The following is a 14,841-nucleotide window of genomic DNA, read 5'->3' on the forward strand; positions in this document are numbered from 1 at the left end:
ACGCTAACTCGCCACGCCGCGTTCGGTTGTCCCGCCGGGGGCGTCCCGCGAAGCGGGAGCGCGGCTGTCGACCGGCCGCGCCGGGGGCGAAAGACGGCAGAATACGACCGTGGAGAATTCGATCGTCACCCGGCCGCTGCGGCCCTGGACCGCGCCCACCGCCGCCGACCCGGTGGCGGCCACGCTGCGGTTGCCCGGCTCCAAGTCGATGACCGCCCGCGCGCTGGTGCTCAGCGCGCTGGCCGGCGGCCCGTCCACGCTGCTGGGGGCGCTGCGCGCCCGGGACACCGAGCTGATGGCCGGCGGGCTGCGGGCGCTCGGGGCGCACATGTCGATCGCCGACGACGACCGCTGGCTGGTGCGGCCGCACCCACTGGTCGGCCCGGCCCACGTCGACGTGGGGCTGGCCGGCACGATCATGCGCTTCGTGCCGCCCGTCGCCGGCCTCGCCGACGGGCGGATCACCTTCGACGGCGACCCGCAGGCCCGCACCCGGCCACTCGGCCCGCTGATCGGCGCGCTGCGCTCCCTCGGGGTCCGGGTCGACTCCCCGGCCACCGGCAGCCTGCCGCTGACCGTCTTCGGCGCCGGCCGGGTCACCGGCGGCGAGGTGGTCATCGACGCCTCCGCCTCCAGCCAGCTCGTCTCCGGCCTGCTGCTGGCCGCGCCGCGCTTCGACCGGGGCGTGGTGGTCCGGCACGTCGGCCCGCCGGTGCCCTCCGCGCCGCACCTGCGGATGACCGTGCAGATGCTGCGGGCCGCCGGCGCGGCCGTCGACGACGGCACCCCCGACGTCTGGGTCGTCGAGCCGGGCGCGCTGACCGGGCGGAGCTGGGAGATCGAGCCCGACCTCTCCGGCGCGGTGCCGTTCTTCGCCGCCGCGCTGGTCACCGGCGGCGAGGTGACCCTGCGGGGCTGGCCGCGCAGCAGCGCCCAGCCCGTCGACCAGCTCCGCACGCTGCTGCAACGGATGGGCGGCGAGGTGACGCTGGGCACCGCCGGGCTGACCGTGCGCGGCACCGGCACGGTGCACGGGATCGACGCCGACCTCTCCGACGTCAGCGAGCTGACCCCGGCGCTGACCGCGCTGGCCGTGCTCGCCGACTCGCCGTCGCGGTTCACCGGGGTCGCGCACATCCGGGGCCACGAGACCGACCGGATCGCCGCGCTCGCCCGCGAGTTCACCGGCCTGGGCGCCGACCTCACCGAGTCCGTCGACGGGCTGGAGATCCGCCCCCGCCCGCTGCGCGGCGGCGCCTTCCGCACGTACCACGACCACCGGATGGCGCACGCCGCCGCGGTGACCGGGCTGGCCGTGCCCGGCATCGAGCTGGACGACGTGTCGTGCACCTCGAAGACCATGCCGGAGTTTCCGGCACTATGGTCGGCAGTGGTGACCGAGAAGAGCTGACCGGCGGGGGGACGTCCTGACCACCAAACGGCGGGAGTACGACGAGGACGACGTGCGGATCCGGCCCGGGAAGTCCTCGCGCCCTCGTACCCGGACCCGGCCCCGGCACGACGATGCGGTCGACGGCTTCGTCATCGCCGTCGACCGGGGCCGCTACACCTGCGTGCTCTCCGACGCCGGCCGGGATGACCCGCCGGTGACCGCGATGCGCGCCCGCGAGCTGGGCCGCAAGTCCGTGGTGGTGGGCGACCGGGTGGGCCTGGTCGGCGACACCGGCGGGGCGGCCGGCGCGCTGGCCCGGATCGTCCGCATCGCCGAGCGCCGCTCGGTGCTGCGGCGCACCGCCGACGACGACGAGACCACCGCCGAGGGGCGGCTGGAACGGGTCGTGGTCGCCAACGCCGACCAACTGGTCATCGTCAGCGCGCTGGCCGACCCGCCGCCGCGCACCGGCTTCATCGACCGCTGCCTGGTGGCCGCGTACGACGCCGACATCGAGCCGCTGCTCTGCCTCACCAAGGCCGACCTGGCCGGTCCCGAGCAGGTGGTCGGCTACTACGCCGAGCTGGAGCTGCCGTACGTGCTGGTCCGGCCCGACTCCGACCTCGACGCGCTGCGCGACCTGCTGGCCGGGCGGGTGTCGGTCATGGTGGGGCACTCCGGGGTGGGCAAGTCGACCCTGGTCAACCGCCTCGTCCCCGCCGCCGCCCGGGCGGTCGGCGTGGTCAGCGCGATCGGCCGGGGCCGGCACACCTCCACCAGCGCGGTGGCGCTGCCGCTGCCGTTCCGCCCGGGCGCCCCGACCGAGGCCGGGCGCTCCGCGGCGTCCGGGGCCGCGCCGGGCTTCGGCGCCGCCGCCGGCTGGATCGTCGACACCCCGGGCGTACGCAGCTTCGGGCTGGCGCACGTCTCGGCCGAGAGCCTGCTGCACGGCTTCCCCGACCTGGTCGAGGCGACGGTCGACTGCCCGGTCAACTGCCAGCACACCGCCGAGCAGGCCGGTTGCGCGCTGGACGCCTGGGTGGCCGCCGGCCGGGCCGACGCCCGGCGGCTGGCGTCGTACCGCCGGTTGCTGGCCTCCCGCACGGGCGAGGGCGACTCCCGCGAGCCCGACCAGCGCAACCCCGGCGACCCGCTGGCGGGGTCGTGACCCGCCGGCGACCCGCGCGCCGACCGCCCACCGGGCCGCCGCTACCGTCTGCGCCATGACCGGGTACGCCGACGACCTCGCCCTCGCCCACCTGCTCGCCGACCGGGCCGACGCCATCTCCACGGCCCGGTTCCGCGCCCTGGACCTGCGGGTGGAGGCGAAGCCGGACCTGACCCCGGTCTCCGACGCCGACACCGCCGTGGAGCGGGAGATCCGCGCGGTGCTGGCCCGGCGACGGCCCGGCGACGGCCTGCTCGGCGAGGAGTACGGCGCGCAGCCCGCCACCGGGCCGGACGGGCGGCGCTGGGTGGTCGACCCGATCGACGGGACGAAGAACTTCGTCCGGGGGGTGCCGGTCTGGGCCACCCTGATCGCCCTGCTGGAGGGCGACCGCCCGGTGCTCGGGCTGGTCTCCGCGCCGGCGCTGGGCCGGCGCTGGTGGGCCGCTGCGGGCGCGGGCGCGTACGCGGGCCCGGACGCCGCGCACGGCACGCCGATCCGGGTCTCACGCGTGAACCGGCTGGCCGACGCGAGCTTCTGCTACTCGTCACTGTCCGGGTGGGAGGACGCCGGCCGGCTGGAGCCGATGCTCCAGCTCATGCGCGACACCTGGCGCAGCCGGGCGTACGGCGACTTCTACGGTTACATGCTGCTGGCCGAGGGGGCGCTGGACGTGATGGTCGAGCCGGAACTGTCGCTGTGGGACGTCGCCGCGCTGGTGCCGATCGTCACCGAGGCCGGCGGCGCCTTCACCGACCTGGCCGGCCGGCCCGCCCCCGGCGGCGACGCGGCCACCCACGGCAGCGCCGTGGCCAGCAACGGCCCACTGCACGCCGAGGTCCTCGACAGGCTGGCTCGGCCGATCGCGCGCTGAGCGCCGGCAGCCTCTATCCTCGCCAGGTGGTGTCCTCCGGTTGGTATTTCCTCGCGGCGATGATCGTCGCGTACGGCATCGCCAACCTGCTCCAGTCCGTTGCCGCCGCGCGCACCACGCTGCACCACACCTTCGATCCGTGGCTGCTGCTGCGGCTGGCCGGGCACCGCACGTACCTGGTCGGGTTGTTCTGCCAGATCGCCGGCTTCGTGCTGGCGTTCCTGGCCCGCAAGGACCTGCCGCTGTTCCTGGTCCAGGCGAGCGTGGCGGCCGGGCTGGGGGTGACCGCCATCCTGGGCGTGCTGGTGCTGAAGTGGCGGCTGCCGAGGGCGGAGATCGCGCTGCTGGGCCTGCTCTTCGCCGGGATCACCGGGCTGGTGCTCGCCGCGCAGCCGGCACCGTCCAAGCAGCTCGGCACCGCCGGCCTGATCGCGCTGGCCGCGACGCTCGTGCTGATCGGGGTGCTCGGCTTCTTCGCGGTACGGCTGCACGGCGCCCCCGGGTCGGTGGCGCTCGGCTCCCTGGCCGGGCTGGCCTTCTCCGCCGCCGCGGTGGCCGCCCGCCCGCTGGCCGGGGTGGGGAGCCTGGAGGGGGTCGTCCGCGACCCGCTGCTCTACCTGCTGGTGGCGCACTCGCTGGTCGGTCAGCTCCTGCTCGGCCTGGCCATGCAGCGCGGCTCGACCACGGCGGCGGTCGCCGCGATGGACGCGGCCGGCGCGGTGCCGGCCGCGATCGTGGGGTTGCTGCTGCTCAACGACAAGATCTGGCCGGGCCGGGAGTGGCTGGCCGCGCTGGGCTTCCTGACCACGCTGGTCGCGGTGATCGGGCTCACCCGGTACGCCGAGCCGCAGCACCAGCCCGGGGCCCCCCGGCAACGCGAGCGCAAGATCGCCCCGGCCCCCGCTCCCGCGCCCGCCCCGGCCCCCGCGCCGGCCCCGGTCCGCTCGCGCGGCTCGGCGGCGCAGCTGGACCGTGCGGCGGAGCCACGCGGCTAGCCGGCCCGAGGCCGCCCGACCGCACCGGCCCGGGGCTGGCCGACCGCACCGCCTAGCCGCCGCCCGACTGCACCGTCTCGACGCCGCCCGACTGCACCGTCTCGACGCCGCTTGACCGGGCCGTCTCCTCGACCGGTCGACGCCGGCGCACCACCCGCTCGTAGAGCCGCTCCAGGGCCCCGGCCGTGCGCTCCCAGGTGTAGCTGCACCGCACCCGGTCCACCGCGGCGTGCCCGTAGGCGAACCGGCCGGCGTTGTCGGCCAGCAGTCGGCGCAGGGTCACCCCCAGGGTCCGCACGTCGCCCGGGGGCACCAGCTTCCCGGTGACCTCGTCGACCACGGCGTCGGCGATGCCGCCCATCGCGTACCCGACGACCGGCACGCCGCAGGCCATCGCCTCCAGCGACACCCGACCGGCCGAGGAGTAGCGCGGGGTGCAGGCGACCACGTCGGCCGAGCGGTACCAGGTGGCCATCTGGTCGTGCGGCACCCCGCCGACCAGCTTCACCTGGCTGCCCACGCCGGTGCGCTCGGCCAGCTCGCGCAGGCGGCGGGCCTCGGCGTGCCCGGCCAGCTGGTCGGCCGGCGGGCCACCGGCGATCACCAGCTCGGCGTCGCCGACCAGCAGCATCGCCCGGATCAGGTCCTCCTGTCCGTGGCCGGCCGAGAGCCCGCCGACGGAGAGGATCCGGTGCCGCCGGTCGCGCGGCGCCGCCTCGCCGTCGGGGTGGAACCGCTCGACGTCCACCCCGGTCGGCACCATCGCCACCGCCGCGCGTTGCAGCCCCATCCGGGTCAGCTCGTCGACCTCGTCGTTGCTCTGCGCCACCGCGATGTCCACGGCCCGGGTCAGGGCCCGCTCCAGCGGGATGCGGGTCCCGGGGCCGTCGTACTGGGGGCCGAGGTGACGAAGCTGCTCGACGCCGAGGGAGTGGAACGTCTGCACCACCGGGATGTCGGTCTCCCGGACCGCGTGCGCGGCGGCCAGCCCGCCCACCCAGTAGTGCCCGTGCACCACCTCCGGGGTCCACTCCCCCGACCACCGGTCGGCCAGCCAGCGGCCGAAGGCGGCGACGTGCGGGACCAGTTCGGCGGTGGGCGTCGGGGCGGCCGGGCCGATCGGGACGCGCTCCACCCGATAGCCGTCCACCTGCAGGGTCGCCGGCAGCGACGGGTGGTCGCGGCGCTCGTAGACATGCACGTCGTGGCCCCGGCCGGCCAGTTCGGCGGCGACCCGGGCGATGTGCTCGCGGGTGCCCACCACCGGACCGTCGACGAGCGGGGACGGGCCGGAGTGCGCGCAGACCAGGCCGACGCGCATGGGTCACCTCCATGGCTTTTCGTTGAGCTTGGTGGGTCCTCCCGGTCAGAGGGTCCCATTAACCGCGACCCCGGGAAGCGAAACCTGCCAAGTCGCGGCGGCCACCCCGGGCGGGGCGACCCACCCCGCCCGACCCTTACTCTGCGCGACGACTATCTGACCAGCCTGGGCGGCATGAGGGGGCTCGCCGAGGGTACGGGCGAAGAATGCCTCTCACCCGCACCATCGACGACACGACCATCGTGCTCACCGGTGCTTCCAGCGGCATCGGCGTGGCGACCGCGTACGCGCTGGCCCGTCGCGGCGCGGCCGTGGTCCTGGCGGCCCGCAGCGGGGCGGCGCTGGAGCAGGTCGCGACCCGCTGTCGCGCGCTCGGCGGCCGGGCGCTGGCCGTGCCCACGGACGTCACCGACCCGGTGGCGGTCGAACACCTCGCCGCCCGCGCGGTGCAGGAGTTCGGCCACCTCGACGCCTGGATCAACAACGCGGCGGTCAGCGCGGTGGGCCTCTTCGACGAGATCCCGGTGGAGGAGTTCCGCCGGGTGCTGGAGGTGAACCTGCTCGGTGCCGCGTACGGGATGCGGGCGGCCCTGCCGTACCTCGACGCGGCCGGCGGCGGGGTGCTGGTCAACAACGCCTCCGTGCTCGCCGAGGTGGCCATGCCCTACCAGTCGGCCTACAACGCGACCAAGCACGGCCTGCGCGGGCTCGCCGACACGATCCGGCAGGAACTGCGCGTCACCGGACGGGGGCACGTCTCGGTCTGCACGGTGCTGCCGGCCACCATCGACACCCCGTTCTTCCGGCACGCCGCCAACCACACCGGCCGGGAGCTGGTCCCGCCGCCCCCGGTGTACCCGCCGGAGCTGGTGGCCGAGACCATCGTCCGGGTGCTGCGCCGGCCCCGCCGCGAGGCGTACGCCGGGGGTGCCGCCCGGCTGATCGCCGCCCAGTGGCGGGTGGCCCCGGCGTTGGCCGAACGCGCGCTCGCCTGGTACGGCCGCCGGACCGAGCTCGGGTCCGCCGCCCGACCGGAGAGCACCGGGAACGTCTTCACCGCCGACGCGGCGGCCCGACGGGACGGCGGGTGGCACGGCCGGCGGCGGCAGCTCGTCCGGATGAGCGCCGCCTTCGGGCTGGCGGCGGCCGGCACGGCGGTGGGCACGATGGCGGCGATCGGTCGCCGACCACGGACGGACCGCTGATGGAGCGCACCGACCGACCGGACGCCCGCGAGCGGACCGCACCGCGCCAGGGCGTCGACGCGCACTGCCGGATGGAGGCCGACGGCTCGGGCGTGCTCCGGTTCTCCGGGGTGCTCGACGCCACCGCCACCGAGGCGGTCCGCGACGCGCTGCTCCTGCGGCTCTGCGAACGACCCGGCCCGCTGGTGGTCGACCTGACCGGGCTGCGGATCGCCGACCCGACCGCCCGACGGATCTTCGCCGAGGTGCGCCGGGAGGTCGCCGACTGGCCGGCCGCCGAACTGCTGGTCCTCGACCCCACCGGGGCGACGGCCGGCGACGACGGGCCCTCGGGCTGCGCCACCGCCGACGAGGCGACGGTGGCGCTGGCCCGCCCCCCGCTGGCCACGGCGACCAGCACCGAACTGCCGCCGACCGTGGGGGCGGCGCGGCTGGTCCGGATGCTGTTGACCGACCGCTGCGCCCAGTGGGGGCTGCCCGAGCTGGCCGAGCCGGGCTGCATCGCGGTGACCGAGATGGTCAACAACGTGGTCGCGCATGCCCGTACCGCGATGACCGTCCGCCTGGCGGCCCGGGACGACACCCTGCACATCGGCGTACGCGACCACTCCCGGCGGCAACCGGCCCTCCCCGGGGCGGCCCCGGTGGACACGGCGGGTGGGCGGGGCCTGCTGTTGATCGACACGGTGGCCCGGCGCTGGGGCAGCACCCTGCTGCCCGACGGCAAGCTCATCTGGGCGGTGCTGCGCCCCGATCCCGCAACGCCCTGATCCCGCCGGTCCGGCGGGTCGACCGCCGGCCTGGGGCGTTCGTCCCTGTTCTGCCGGCGCTGCGGCCGAGCGGCCGACGCGGTCGGCGAATAGTGCCGGGGCGGCATCGGTTACCCGGGGTGGGCAGTGGGTAGTGATCAGCCATGCGCGACGACGAGTACCCGACCCCCGTTTCCGATCCCGAGGCGGAGGGGCTGCCCGACACCGCCGACGACGACTCGACGGCCAACGACGACGTCGAGACCGGCCGCGAGGCGGACGGCCCGGAGCCGGCCCAGCTCCCCGGTGACCGCACCCCGGTGGCGGTGGACGCCTTCGGCACCACCGCCCAGGAGCAGCTCGACGGCGAGTCGCTGGACTACAAGCTGCAGCGGGAGAGCTACGAGCGCCCCGCCGACGACCCGCTGGCCGCCCCGGTCGACCCGGCCATCGCCGCCGAGGCCGACAGCGAGGAGGCCGCCGCCCAGGCCCAGCTCGCCGCGGACGTGATCGACCCGGGTCCCACCTCCGACCCGAACTCCCCGGTCTCGATCTACGACCACGGCCAGCTCGGCACCGTGGCCGACGCCCAGGTCGGCCGGCTGGTGGAGCCCGACGAGGGGGTGCGCAGCGACACCGAGACCGACAACGTCGCGTACGACGCGGGCGCGGCCGGCGGCGGCGCGAGCGCCGAGGAGCTGGCGATCCACGAGACCCAACCGCCCGCCTCGAACTGAGGCGGCGGTTCGCGACGGCCCGACCGGCGGTCCCCGGTCGGGCTCGTCAGCCGTCGAGGCCGCGTTCGATGGCGTACCGGGTCAGCTCGACCCGGTTGTGCAGGTGCAGCTTGCCCAGCGTGTTCTGCACGTGGTTCTGCACCGTGCGGTGGGAGAGCCCGAGCCGCGCGGCGATCTGCTTGTAGGACATCCCCTTCGCCACCAGGCGCAGCACCTCGGTCTCCCGGTCGGTGAGCCGGGGCGTGGCCCCGGCCCGGCCACCCGGGCCGGCCGCGCCGTCGCGCCCCCCGGCGGGCCCCTCGGATCCGGCCGCCAGCCGGCGGAACTCCCCCAGCACCAGGCCGGCCAGCCCCGGCGTGCAGACCGGCTCCCCCGCCGCCGTGCGCCGCACCGCGTCCAGGAACTCGGCCGGCGCCGCCGACTTGAGCAGGTAGCCGGTGGCCCCGGCCTTCACCGCGTCCAGCACGCTCTGGTGCTCGCCGCTGGCGGAGAGCATCAGGACCCGGACCCGGGGCAGCGCGGCGCGCAGCCCCCGGATCACCTCGACGCCGGAGATGTCGGGCAGTTGCAGGTCGAGCACCACCACGTCCGGCCGGGTCGCGGCGGCGACCCGGACCGCCTGGCGGCCCTCGCCGCTGGTGGCGACCACCAGGTGACCGGCCTCGGTCAGGTCCCGGGCCACCCCCTCGCGCCACATCGGGTGGTCGTCGACCACCATCACCCGGATGCCGGCCGGCCCCTCGGGGTTCATCGGGCGGCCCTCGGCACGGTCAGCTCGACCTCGGTGCCGACGTCGGGGGTGGAGGTGATGCTCACCGCGCCGCCGAGGTCGGCCACCCGGCCCCGGATCGACTGCGCCACCCCGAGCCGGCCCTGCCGGGCGGCCTCGTCGAGGCGGCCGGCGGGGATGCCCGGCCCCTCGTCACGCACCGAGACGGTCACGGTCTCCCCCTCGTCCTCGACCAGCACCCAGGCCCGCCCGGCGGCGTGCCGGGCCACGTTCTCCAGCGCCGCCCCGGTCGCGGCGGCCAGTTCCCGGGCCACCGGGGCGGGCAGCGGGACCGCGGTGGCCGGCGTCGAGAGCGAGACCGTCGCCGAGGCGTACCGGGCGAGCAGGGCGCGCAGGTCCAGGGTGCCCGTCCCGTCCTCGGGGGCGGGGCCGGGGGGTGGCGCCCCGGCGATCAGGGCGCGCAGGGCGGCCTCCTGCTCCCCGGCGAGCCGGGCCAGTTCGCCGGCCTCCCCGTCGAGGTGGGCGCCGCGCCGCTGCACCAGCGCCAGGACCTGCAACACGGAGTCGTGGATGTCGCGGGCGAGCCGCTCCCGTTCCCGGGTCGCCGCCTCCAGCTCGACCGCCCGGTGCAGCCGCTGCTCGGCGGTCGCCGCCAGCCGGGCGACGTGCCCGACCACCACGCCGGCCAGCAGCAGCAGGATCGTGCCGGTCAGGGTGGACTGGCCGATCCGGTCGCGGGTCGCCAGGTCGGCCCCGCCGACCAGCAGCGCGGCCACCACCCCCCGCCGCCGGCCGCCGGAGACCGCCCAGGCCAGCACCGGCCCGGCCAGCCAGACCACCGCGAGGATCGGCACACCGGCGGCGAGCGCACCCCGGCCCTGGGCCCACGGGCCGACCAGCAGCACCCCGAGCACGACCGCGAGGTCGGCCAGCAGCAGCGGCCAGCCCCGCAGCGCCGGGCGGGCGTACCCGTAGGCGGTGGTCACCGTCCAGCCGAGCATCACCAGCAGGACCACCCCGGCCACCACCGGGTGGGCGTACCGGTCGGCGTCGCGCAGGATCAGCAGACCGACGTACGCCAGGGCGGCGAAGCGGAACACCGCGACGGCCCGCCAGAGCGGGACCTCGAATCCACCGGGCGGGGACGGCACGCCCGACACGATGCCACAGACCGCCGCGCGGGCGGCAGGAGCGCCGGATGCGCGACCACAAATCCTGGCGTACGGTGAATAAGCCGCAAACAGGTCCGTGACCCACCCCCCGGACGGGGCCATGACGAACGCAGAACCACCGGCACCGCGTACGGTTGTGCCCATCGACACTTCGCCCCTGATCGCCGAGGCATTCGCTCAGGCCGAGGTTACCGCGCTGCGCCACGCGGTCACCTGCCACGCGCATGCCGCGGGCCTGGCCGGGCAGCGCCTCGACGACTTCGTGCTGGCGGTCAACGAGTTGATCACCAACGCGGTGCGGCACGGCGGCGGGCGGGGCTGGCTGCGGCTGTGGCAGCAGCCGGGGCGACTGGTCTGCGAGGTCGCCGACCACGGCCGGGGCATCGGCGCGGCGCGGCTCGACGACCACCGCCGCCCCGCCCCCGAGACCGCCGGCGGCTGGGGCCTCTGGCTGGCGCGCGAGTTGAGCGACGCCATGCAGGTCGAGACCGGCGCGGCCGGCACCACGGTGCGGATCAGCTCCACCGTCGGCGTCCCCGAGCCCGCCGGGGAGTGACCGACCCGCACCGCGCCGGGCCGATTCCCGGCTCAGGCGACGATTGCCCGCTCAGGCGAACAGGGAACTGACCGACTCCCCGTTGTGGATCCGGCGCATCGCCTCGGCCAGCGCCGGCGCCACCGAGAGCACCTCAAGCTTCGGCACCCGCTTCTCCGTCGGGATCGGCACCGTGTTCGTGCAGACGATCTCCAGCACCCCGTCCTGGTCACTGAGCCGCTCCAACGCCCCGCTGGAGAAGAGGCCGTGGGTGCAGGCCAGCCGGATCGAGCGGACCTTCAACTCCCGCAGGTGGCTGATCAGCTCGATCACCGTGCTGCCCTTGGCGATCTCGTCGTCGAGCACGATCACGTCCCGGTCGGCCACCTCGCCGATCACCGTGCTGATCTCGACCCGGTCGTCGCTGAAGCGCTGCTTCGCCCCCGCCGCGACCGGGGTGCCGAGCATCCGGGCGAACGCGGCGGCCTGCTTGGCGTTGCCCAGGTCCGGGGAGACCACCACCGCGTCGCTCAGGTCGTACTGGCGGAAGTGACCGGCCAGCTCGCGCAGCGCGTGCAGGTGGTCCACCGGGACGCTGAAGAACCCGTGCACCTGCGGCGAGTGCAGCGTCATCGCCAGCACCCGGTCCGCGCCGGCCGAGGTCAGCAGGTCCGCGACCAGCCGGCCGCCGATCGAGATGCGCGGCGCGTCCTTCTTGTCCGAGCGGGCGTACGCGTAGTGCGGCAGCACCACGGTGATCCGACCGGCCGAGGCGCCTCGGGCGGCATCGATCATGAGCAGCAGCTCGACCAGGTTCTCCTGCACCGGCGGCACCAGCGGCTGGATCAGGAAGACGTCACGCTCCCGGCAGTTCGCCTGGAGCTGCACCTCCAGGCAGTCGTTGGCGAACCGGGACACCCGCACGGGGCGCAGCGGCACCCCGAGGTGGGCACAGATCTCGTCGGCGAGGTCGGGATGGGCGGTTCCACTGAAGACGGCGATGTCGCGCACGATGACCGATCGTACGGCCGTCCACGCAAGGCGGACCGGCGGCGGGCCGGGTACGGTGCTGCGGTGACCGGAGAGTACGTTGCCGCCATTGACCAGGGCACCACCTCCTCGCGGTGCCTCGTGTTCGACCGGGCCGGGGAGATCGTCGCCGTGGCCCAGCGCGAGCACCGGCAGAGCTTCCCCCGCCCCGGCTGGGTCGAGCACGACGCCGAGGAGATCTGGGACAACGTCCAGTTGGTGGTCCGCGAGGCGCTGGACGCGGCCGGCATCGGGCCGGCCGGGCTGGCGGCGGTCGGCATCACCAACCAGCGGGAGACGACCGTGGTCTGGGACAAGGCCACCGGCCGCCCGGTCGCGCCCGCCGTGGTCTGGCAGGACACCCGCACCGGGCCGCAGCTGCGGGCGCTGGCCGACGCGTACGGCGAGCAGCGGCTGCGCGAGCGCACCGGGCTGACCCTGGCCACGTACTTCGCCGGCCCGAAGCTGCGCTGGCTGCTCGACCACGTCGACGGGCTGCGCGAGCGCGCCGAGCGGGGCGAGGTGCTCTTCGGCACCATGGACAGCTGGCTGATCTGGAAGCTGACCGGCCGGCACGTCACCGACGTGACCAACGCCAGCCGGACGATGCTGATGGACCTGACCACCCTCGACTGGGACCCGGAGCTGCTCGACGCGCTCGGCGTGCCGGCCGCGATGCTGCCGGAGATCCGCTCCTCCGCCGAGGTGTACGGCACGGCCGGCGGGCCGCTCGCCGGGGTGCCGGTGGCCAGCGCGCTCGGCGACCAGCAGGCCGCCCTGTTCGGGCAGACGTGCTTCCAGCCGGGCGAGGCGAAGTGCACCTACGGCACCGGCAGCTTCCTGCTGCTCAACACCGGCGCGAGCCCGGTCGCCTCGACGCACGGCCTGCTCACCACGGTCGCGTACCGCATCGCCGGCCAGCCGGCCGCGTACGCGCTGGAGGGCGCGATCGCGGTGACCGGCTCCCTGGTCCAGTGGCTGCGCGACAACCTGGGCCTGATCTCCACCGCCGCCGAGGTGGAGGAGTTGGCCCGCACCGTGGACGACAACGGCGGCTGCTACGTGGTGCCGGCGTTCTCCGGGCTCTTCGCCCCGCACTGGCGCAGCGACGCGCGCGGGGTGATCGCCGGGCTGACCGGGTACATCGCCAAGGGGCACCTGGCCCGCGCGGTGCTGGAGGCGTCCGCCTGGCAGACCCGCGAGGTGGTCGACGCGATGAACGCCGACTCCGACGTGGCGCTGCGCCGGCTGCGGGTCGACGGCGGGATGACCGCGAACGCCCTGCTGATGCAGTTCCTCGCCGACGTGCTGGACGTGCCGGTGGTTCGCTCCCGGATCACCGAGACCACCTGCCTGGGTGCCGCCTACGCGGCCGGGCTCGCCGTCGGCTTCTGGCCGGACCTGGCCACCCTGCGCGCCCAGTGGCGCTCCGACGCGCAGTGGAGCTCCACGATGGCGCCCGAGCACCGCGACCGGGAGCTGCGCCAGTGGCGCAAGGCGGTGCAGCGCACCCTCGACTGGGAGGAGTGACGGGCAGGGCGGCGATCCTTCAGCACATCAGCAGGGCGCGAGATGCCTGACCCAGGCAGGCAAGAGCGGCAGCATCGGCGGTCAGGCCAGCCGGCAGCCACCACTCCCTCTCGAAGACGAGACGGTTGTCGTAGGCGACGCCCATGGTCGTGTATCGAGAGCTCCGCGAACCCACGACGATGGTGTCCAAGAACTCCGTGTCGTCGTCTGCGGCGAGGTGACCCTGATCCTCGCTGCTCAGCGGCACGTAGAGCCACACCGAGACGTGTTCGTCGTCGGAAAGGACCCGCCAGAACAGACAGGGCTCACCCTCCGCTCGCACCACCCCCAGGGTGGGCACGCCGTTATAGCGATCGATGATCTCAACAGCCTCGACGGTAGGTAGGGGTGCCCAAGCGAGGTTTCCCAGCTCGGGCGTAGGTCCGATCTCCGCTCGTGGCATGCATCCATCCTTGGAGCGCCGCCGCTATCACTGAAAGCGATACCCTACTTACCAACAGCGGCATCCGGCGGCATTTCGCGCCCAAACCCGGCGTCGCGGTCAGGCCCAGGTCTCGCCGGTGAGCCGCTCGTAGACCTCCACGTAGCGGGCGCGGGTCGCCTCGATCACCTCGGCGGGCACCTCGGGTGCCGGCGGTTGCCGGTCCCAGCCACCGCTGGTCGCCCAGTCCCGGACGTACTGCTTGTCGTAGGAGAACTGGGCCCGGCCCGGCTGGTAGAACTGCGCCGGCCAGAACCGCGACGAGTCGGAGGTCAGCACCTCGTCGGCGAGGACCAGGGTTCCGTCGGGCGCCCAGCCCAGCTCGATCTTGGTGTCGGCGACCAGGATGCCCCGGTCGGCGGCGATCTCCGCGCCGCGCCGGTAGATGTCGATGGTGATCTGCCGCAGCCGCTCGGCGGTCTCCGGGCCGACCTTCTCCGCCACCTGCTGGAAGGTGATCGGCTCGTCGTGCTCGCCCTTGGGGGCCTTCGTCGACGGGGTGAAGATGGGCTCCGGCAGGATCGACGCCTCGACCAGCCCGCGGGGCAGCTCCACGCCGGAGACCGCGCCGGTGCGCTCGTACTCGGCCAGGCCGCCGCCGGTGAGGTAGCCCCGCGCGACGCACTCGACCGGGACCATGTCCAGCCGCCGACAGCGGATCGCCCGGCCGGCGAACTCCGCCGGCACGTCGGTGGCCGAGACGACGTGGTTGGGCACCAGGTCGGCGAGCTGGGCGAACCACCACAGCGAGAGCGCGGTGAGCAGCCGCCCCTTCTCCGGCACGGGTGTCGGCAGCACCACGTCGTAGATGGAGATCCGGTCCGAGGCGACCAGGATCAGCTCCTCGCCGTCGGCGTAGACGTCCCTGACCTTGCCGGAGTGCAGAAGTTTCACGCGCCCTAGTACACCATGGGCCGGTGGG

Annotated in this window: 15 protein-coding genes; 9 read left to right on the forward strand and 6 right to left on the reverse strand. The window is 75.1% G+C overall.

Translation table 11 applies throughout. From position 1 onward, the window contains the following. Positions 1 to 109: 109 nt before the first annotated feature. The 4 genes from aroA to ACLQ2V_RS00700 are packed head-to-tail and all read left to right on the forward strand — an operon-like array spanning position 110 to position 4,430. Complete coding sequence (gene aroA / locus ACLQ2V_RS00685; protein WP_425716363.1) at positions 110 to 1,411, forward strand: 3-phosphoshikimate 1-carboxyvinyltransferase; 1,302 nt, start codon at positions 110 to 112, stop codon at positions 1,409 to 1,411. A 58-nt stretch (positions 1,412 to 1,469) separates the two neighbouring features. Next, positions 1,470 to 2,561, forward strand: coding sequence for a ribosome small subunit-dependent GTPase A (rsgA, locus tag ACLQ2V_RS00690; protein ID WP_425716967.1), 1,092 nt, complete (start codon positions 1,470 to 1,472; stop codon positions 2,559 to 2,561). Between the two features lie 55 nt (positions 2,562 to 2,616). Further along, on the forward strand, positions 2,617 to 3,435 hold the full coding sequence (gene hisN / locus ACLQ2V_RS00695) for a histidinol-phosphatase (protein WP_425716364.1): 819 nt from the start codon (positions 2,617 to 2,619) through the stop codon (positions 3,433 to 3,435). A gap of 59 nt (positions 3,436 to 3,494) precedes the next feature. After that, positions 3,495 to 4,430, forward strand: a complete 936-nt coding sequence (locus ACLQ2V_RS00700) for a hypothetical protein (protein WP_425716968.1) — start codon at positions 3,495 to 3,497, stop codon at positions 4,428 to 4,430. Positions 4,431 to 4,482: 52 nt separating this feature from the next. Here the strand turns inward: ACLQ2V_RS00700 and ACLQ2V_RS00705 are convergent, their stop codons facing one another. Continuing rightward, the gene (locus tag ACLQ2V_RS00705) at positions 4,483 to 5,751 is read right to left on the reverse strand and encodes a glycosyltransferase (RefSeq protein WP_425716365.1); all 1,269 of its coding nucleotides are present in this window, start codon (positions 5,749 to 5,751) and stop codon (positions 4,483 to 4,485) included. Positions 5,752 to 5,957: 206 nt separating this feature from the next. On the opposite strand from ACLQ2V_RS00705, the gene ACLQ2V_RS00710 reads away from it, so the two are divergent. The 3 genes from ACLQ2V_RS00710 (at position 5,958) to ACLQ2V_RS00720 (ending at position 8,442) form a co-directional block, all read left to right on the forward strand. Further along, complete coding sequence (locus ACLQ2V_RS00710) at positions 5,958 to 6,956, forward strand: SDR family oxidoreductase (RefSeq protein WP_425716366.1); 999 nt, start codon at positions 5,958 to 5,960, stop codon at positions 6,954 to 6,956. Continuing rightward, the gene (locus ACLQ2V_RS00715; RefSeq protein WP_425716367.1) at positions 6,956 to 7,726 is read left to right on the forward strand and encodes an ATP-binding protein; all 771 of its coding nucleotides are present in this window, start codon (positions 6,956 to 6,958) and stop codon (positions 7,724 to 7,726) included. Before ACLQ2V_RS00710 ends, ACLQ2V_RS00715 begins: the two co-directional genes overlap by 1 nt. A gap of 143 nt (positions 7,727 to 7,869) precedes the next feature. Continuing rightward, complete coding sequence (locus tag ACLQ2V_RS00720; RefSeq protein ID WP_425716368.1) at positions 7,870 to 8,442, forward strand: DUF5709 domain-containing protein; 573 nt, start codon at positions 7,870 to 7,872, stop codon at positions 8,440 to 8,442. A 46-nt stretch (positions 8,443 to 8,488) separates the two neighbouring features. Here the strand turns inward: ACLQ2V_RS00720 and ACLQ2V_RS00725 are convergent, their stop codons facing one another. Beyond that, positions 8,489 to 9,193 (reverse strand): response regulator, encoded by a 705-nt coding sequence (locus ACLQ2V_RS00725; RefSeq protein ID WP_425716369.1) that lies wholly within the window; start codon positions 9,191 to 9,193, stop codon positions 8,489 to 8,491. Beyond that, complete coding sequence (gene macS / locus ACLQ2V_RS00730) at positions 9,190 to 10,323, reverse strand: MacS family sensor histidine kinase (protein WP_425716370.1); 1,134 nt, start codon at positions 10,321 to 10,323, stop codon at positions 9,190 to 9,192. The genes ACLQ2V_RS00725 and macS overlap by 4 nt, the downstream gene beginning before the upstream one ends. Before the next feature lie 121 nt (positions 10,324 to 10,444). Between macS and ACLQ2V_RS00735 the strand changes: the two genes are divergently transcribed. Next, positions 10,445 to 10,900, forward strand: coding sequence for an ATP-binding protein (locus ACLQ2V_RS00735; protein WP_425716371.1), 456 nt, complete (start codon positions 10,445 to 10,447; stop codon positions 10,898 to 10,900). Positions 10,901 to 10,951: 51 nt separating this feature from the next. Here ACLQ2V_RS00735 and ACLQ2V_RS00740 read toward each other — a convergent pair whose 3' ends face one another. Further along, the gene (locus tag ACLQ2V_RS00740; RefSeq protein ID WP_425716372.1) at positions 10,952 to 11,890 is read right to left on the reverse strand and encodes a ribose-phosphate diphosphokinase; all 939 of its coding nucleotides are present in this window, start codon (positions 11,888 to 11,890) and stop codon (positions 10,952 to 10,954) included. A gap of 63 nt (positions 11,891 to 11,953) precedes the next feature. On the opposite strand from ACLQ2V_RS00740, the gene glpK reads away from it, so the two are divergent. Beyond that, a complete protein-coding gene (gene glpK, locus ACLQ2V_RS00745; protein ID WP_425716373.1) occupies positions 11,954 to 13,438 on the forward strand; it encodes a glycerol kinase GlpK in 1,485 nt (494 codons plus the stop codon). A 19-nt stretch (positions 13,439 to 13,457) separates the two neighbouring features. On the opposite strand, the gene ACLQ2V_RS00750 is transcribed toward glpK, so the two are convergent. After that, on the reverse strand, positions 13,458 to 13,880 hold the full coding sequence (locus ACLQ2V_RS00750; protein WP_425716374.1) for a hypothetical protein: 423 nt from the start codon (positions 13,878 to 13,880) through the stop codon (positions 13,458 to 13,460). A gap of 99 nt (positions 13,881 to 13,979) precedes the next feature. After that, positions 13,980 to 14,813, reverse strand: coding sequence for a phosphoribosylaminoimidazolesuccinocarboxamide synthase (locus ACLQ2V_RS00755; protein WP_425716375.1), 834 nt, complete (start codon positions 14,811 to 14,813; stop codon positions 13,980 to 13,982). Positions 14,814 to 14,841 lie beyond the last annotated feature (28 nt).

This window comes from Micromonospora sp. DT233 (assembly GCF_049841815.1).
Classification (GTDB): Bacteria; Actinomycetota; Actinomycetes; order Mycobacteriales; family Micromonosporaceae; genus Micromonospora.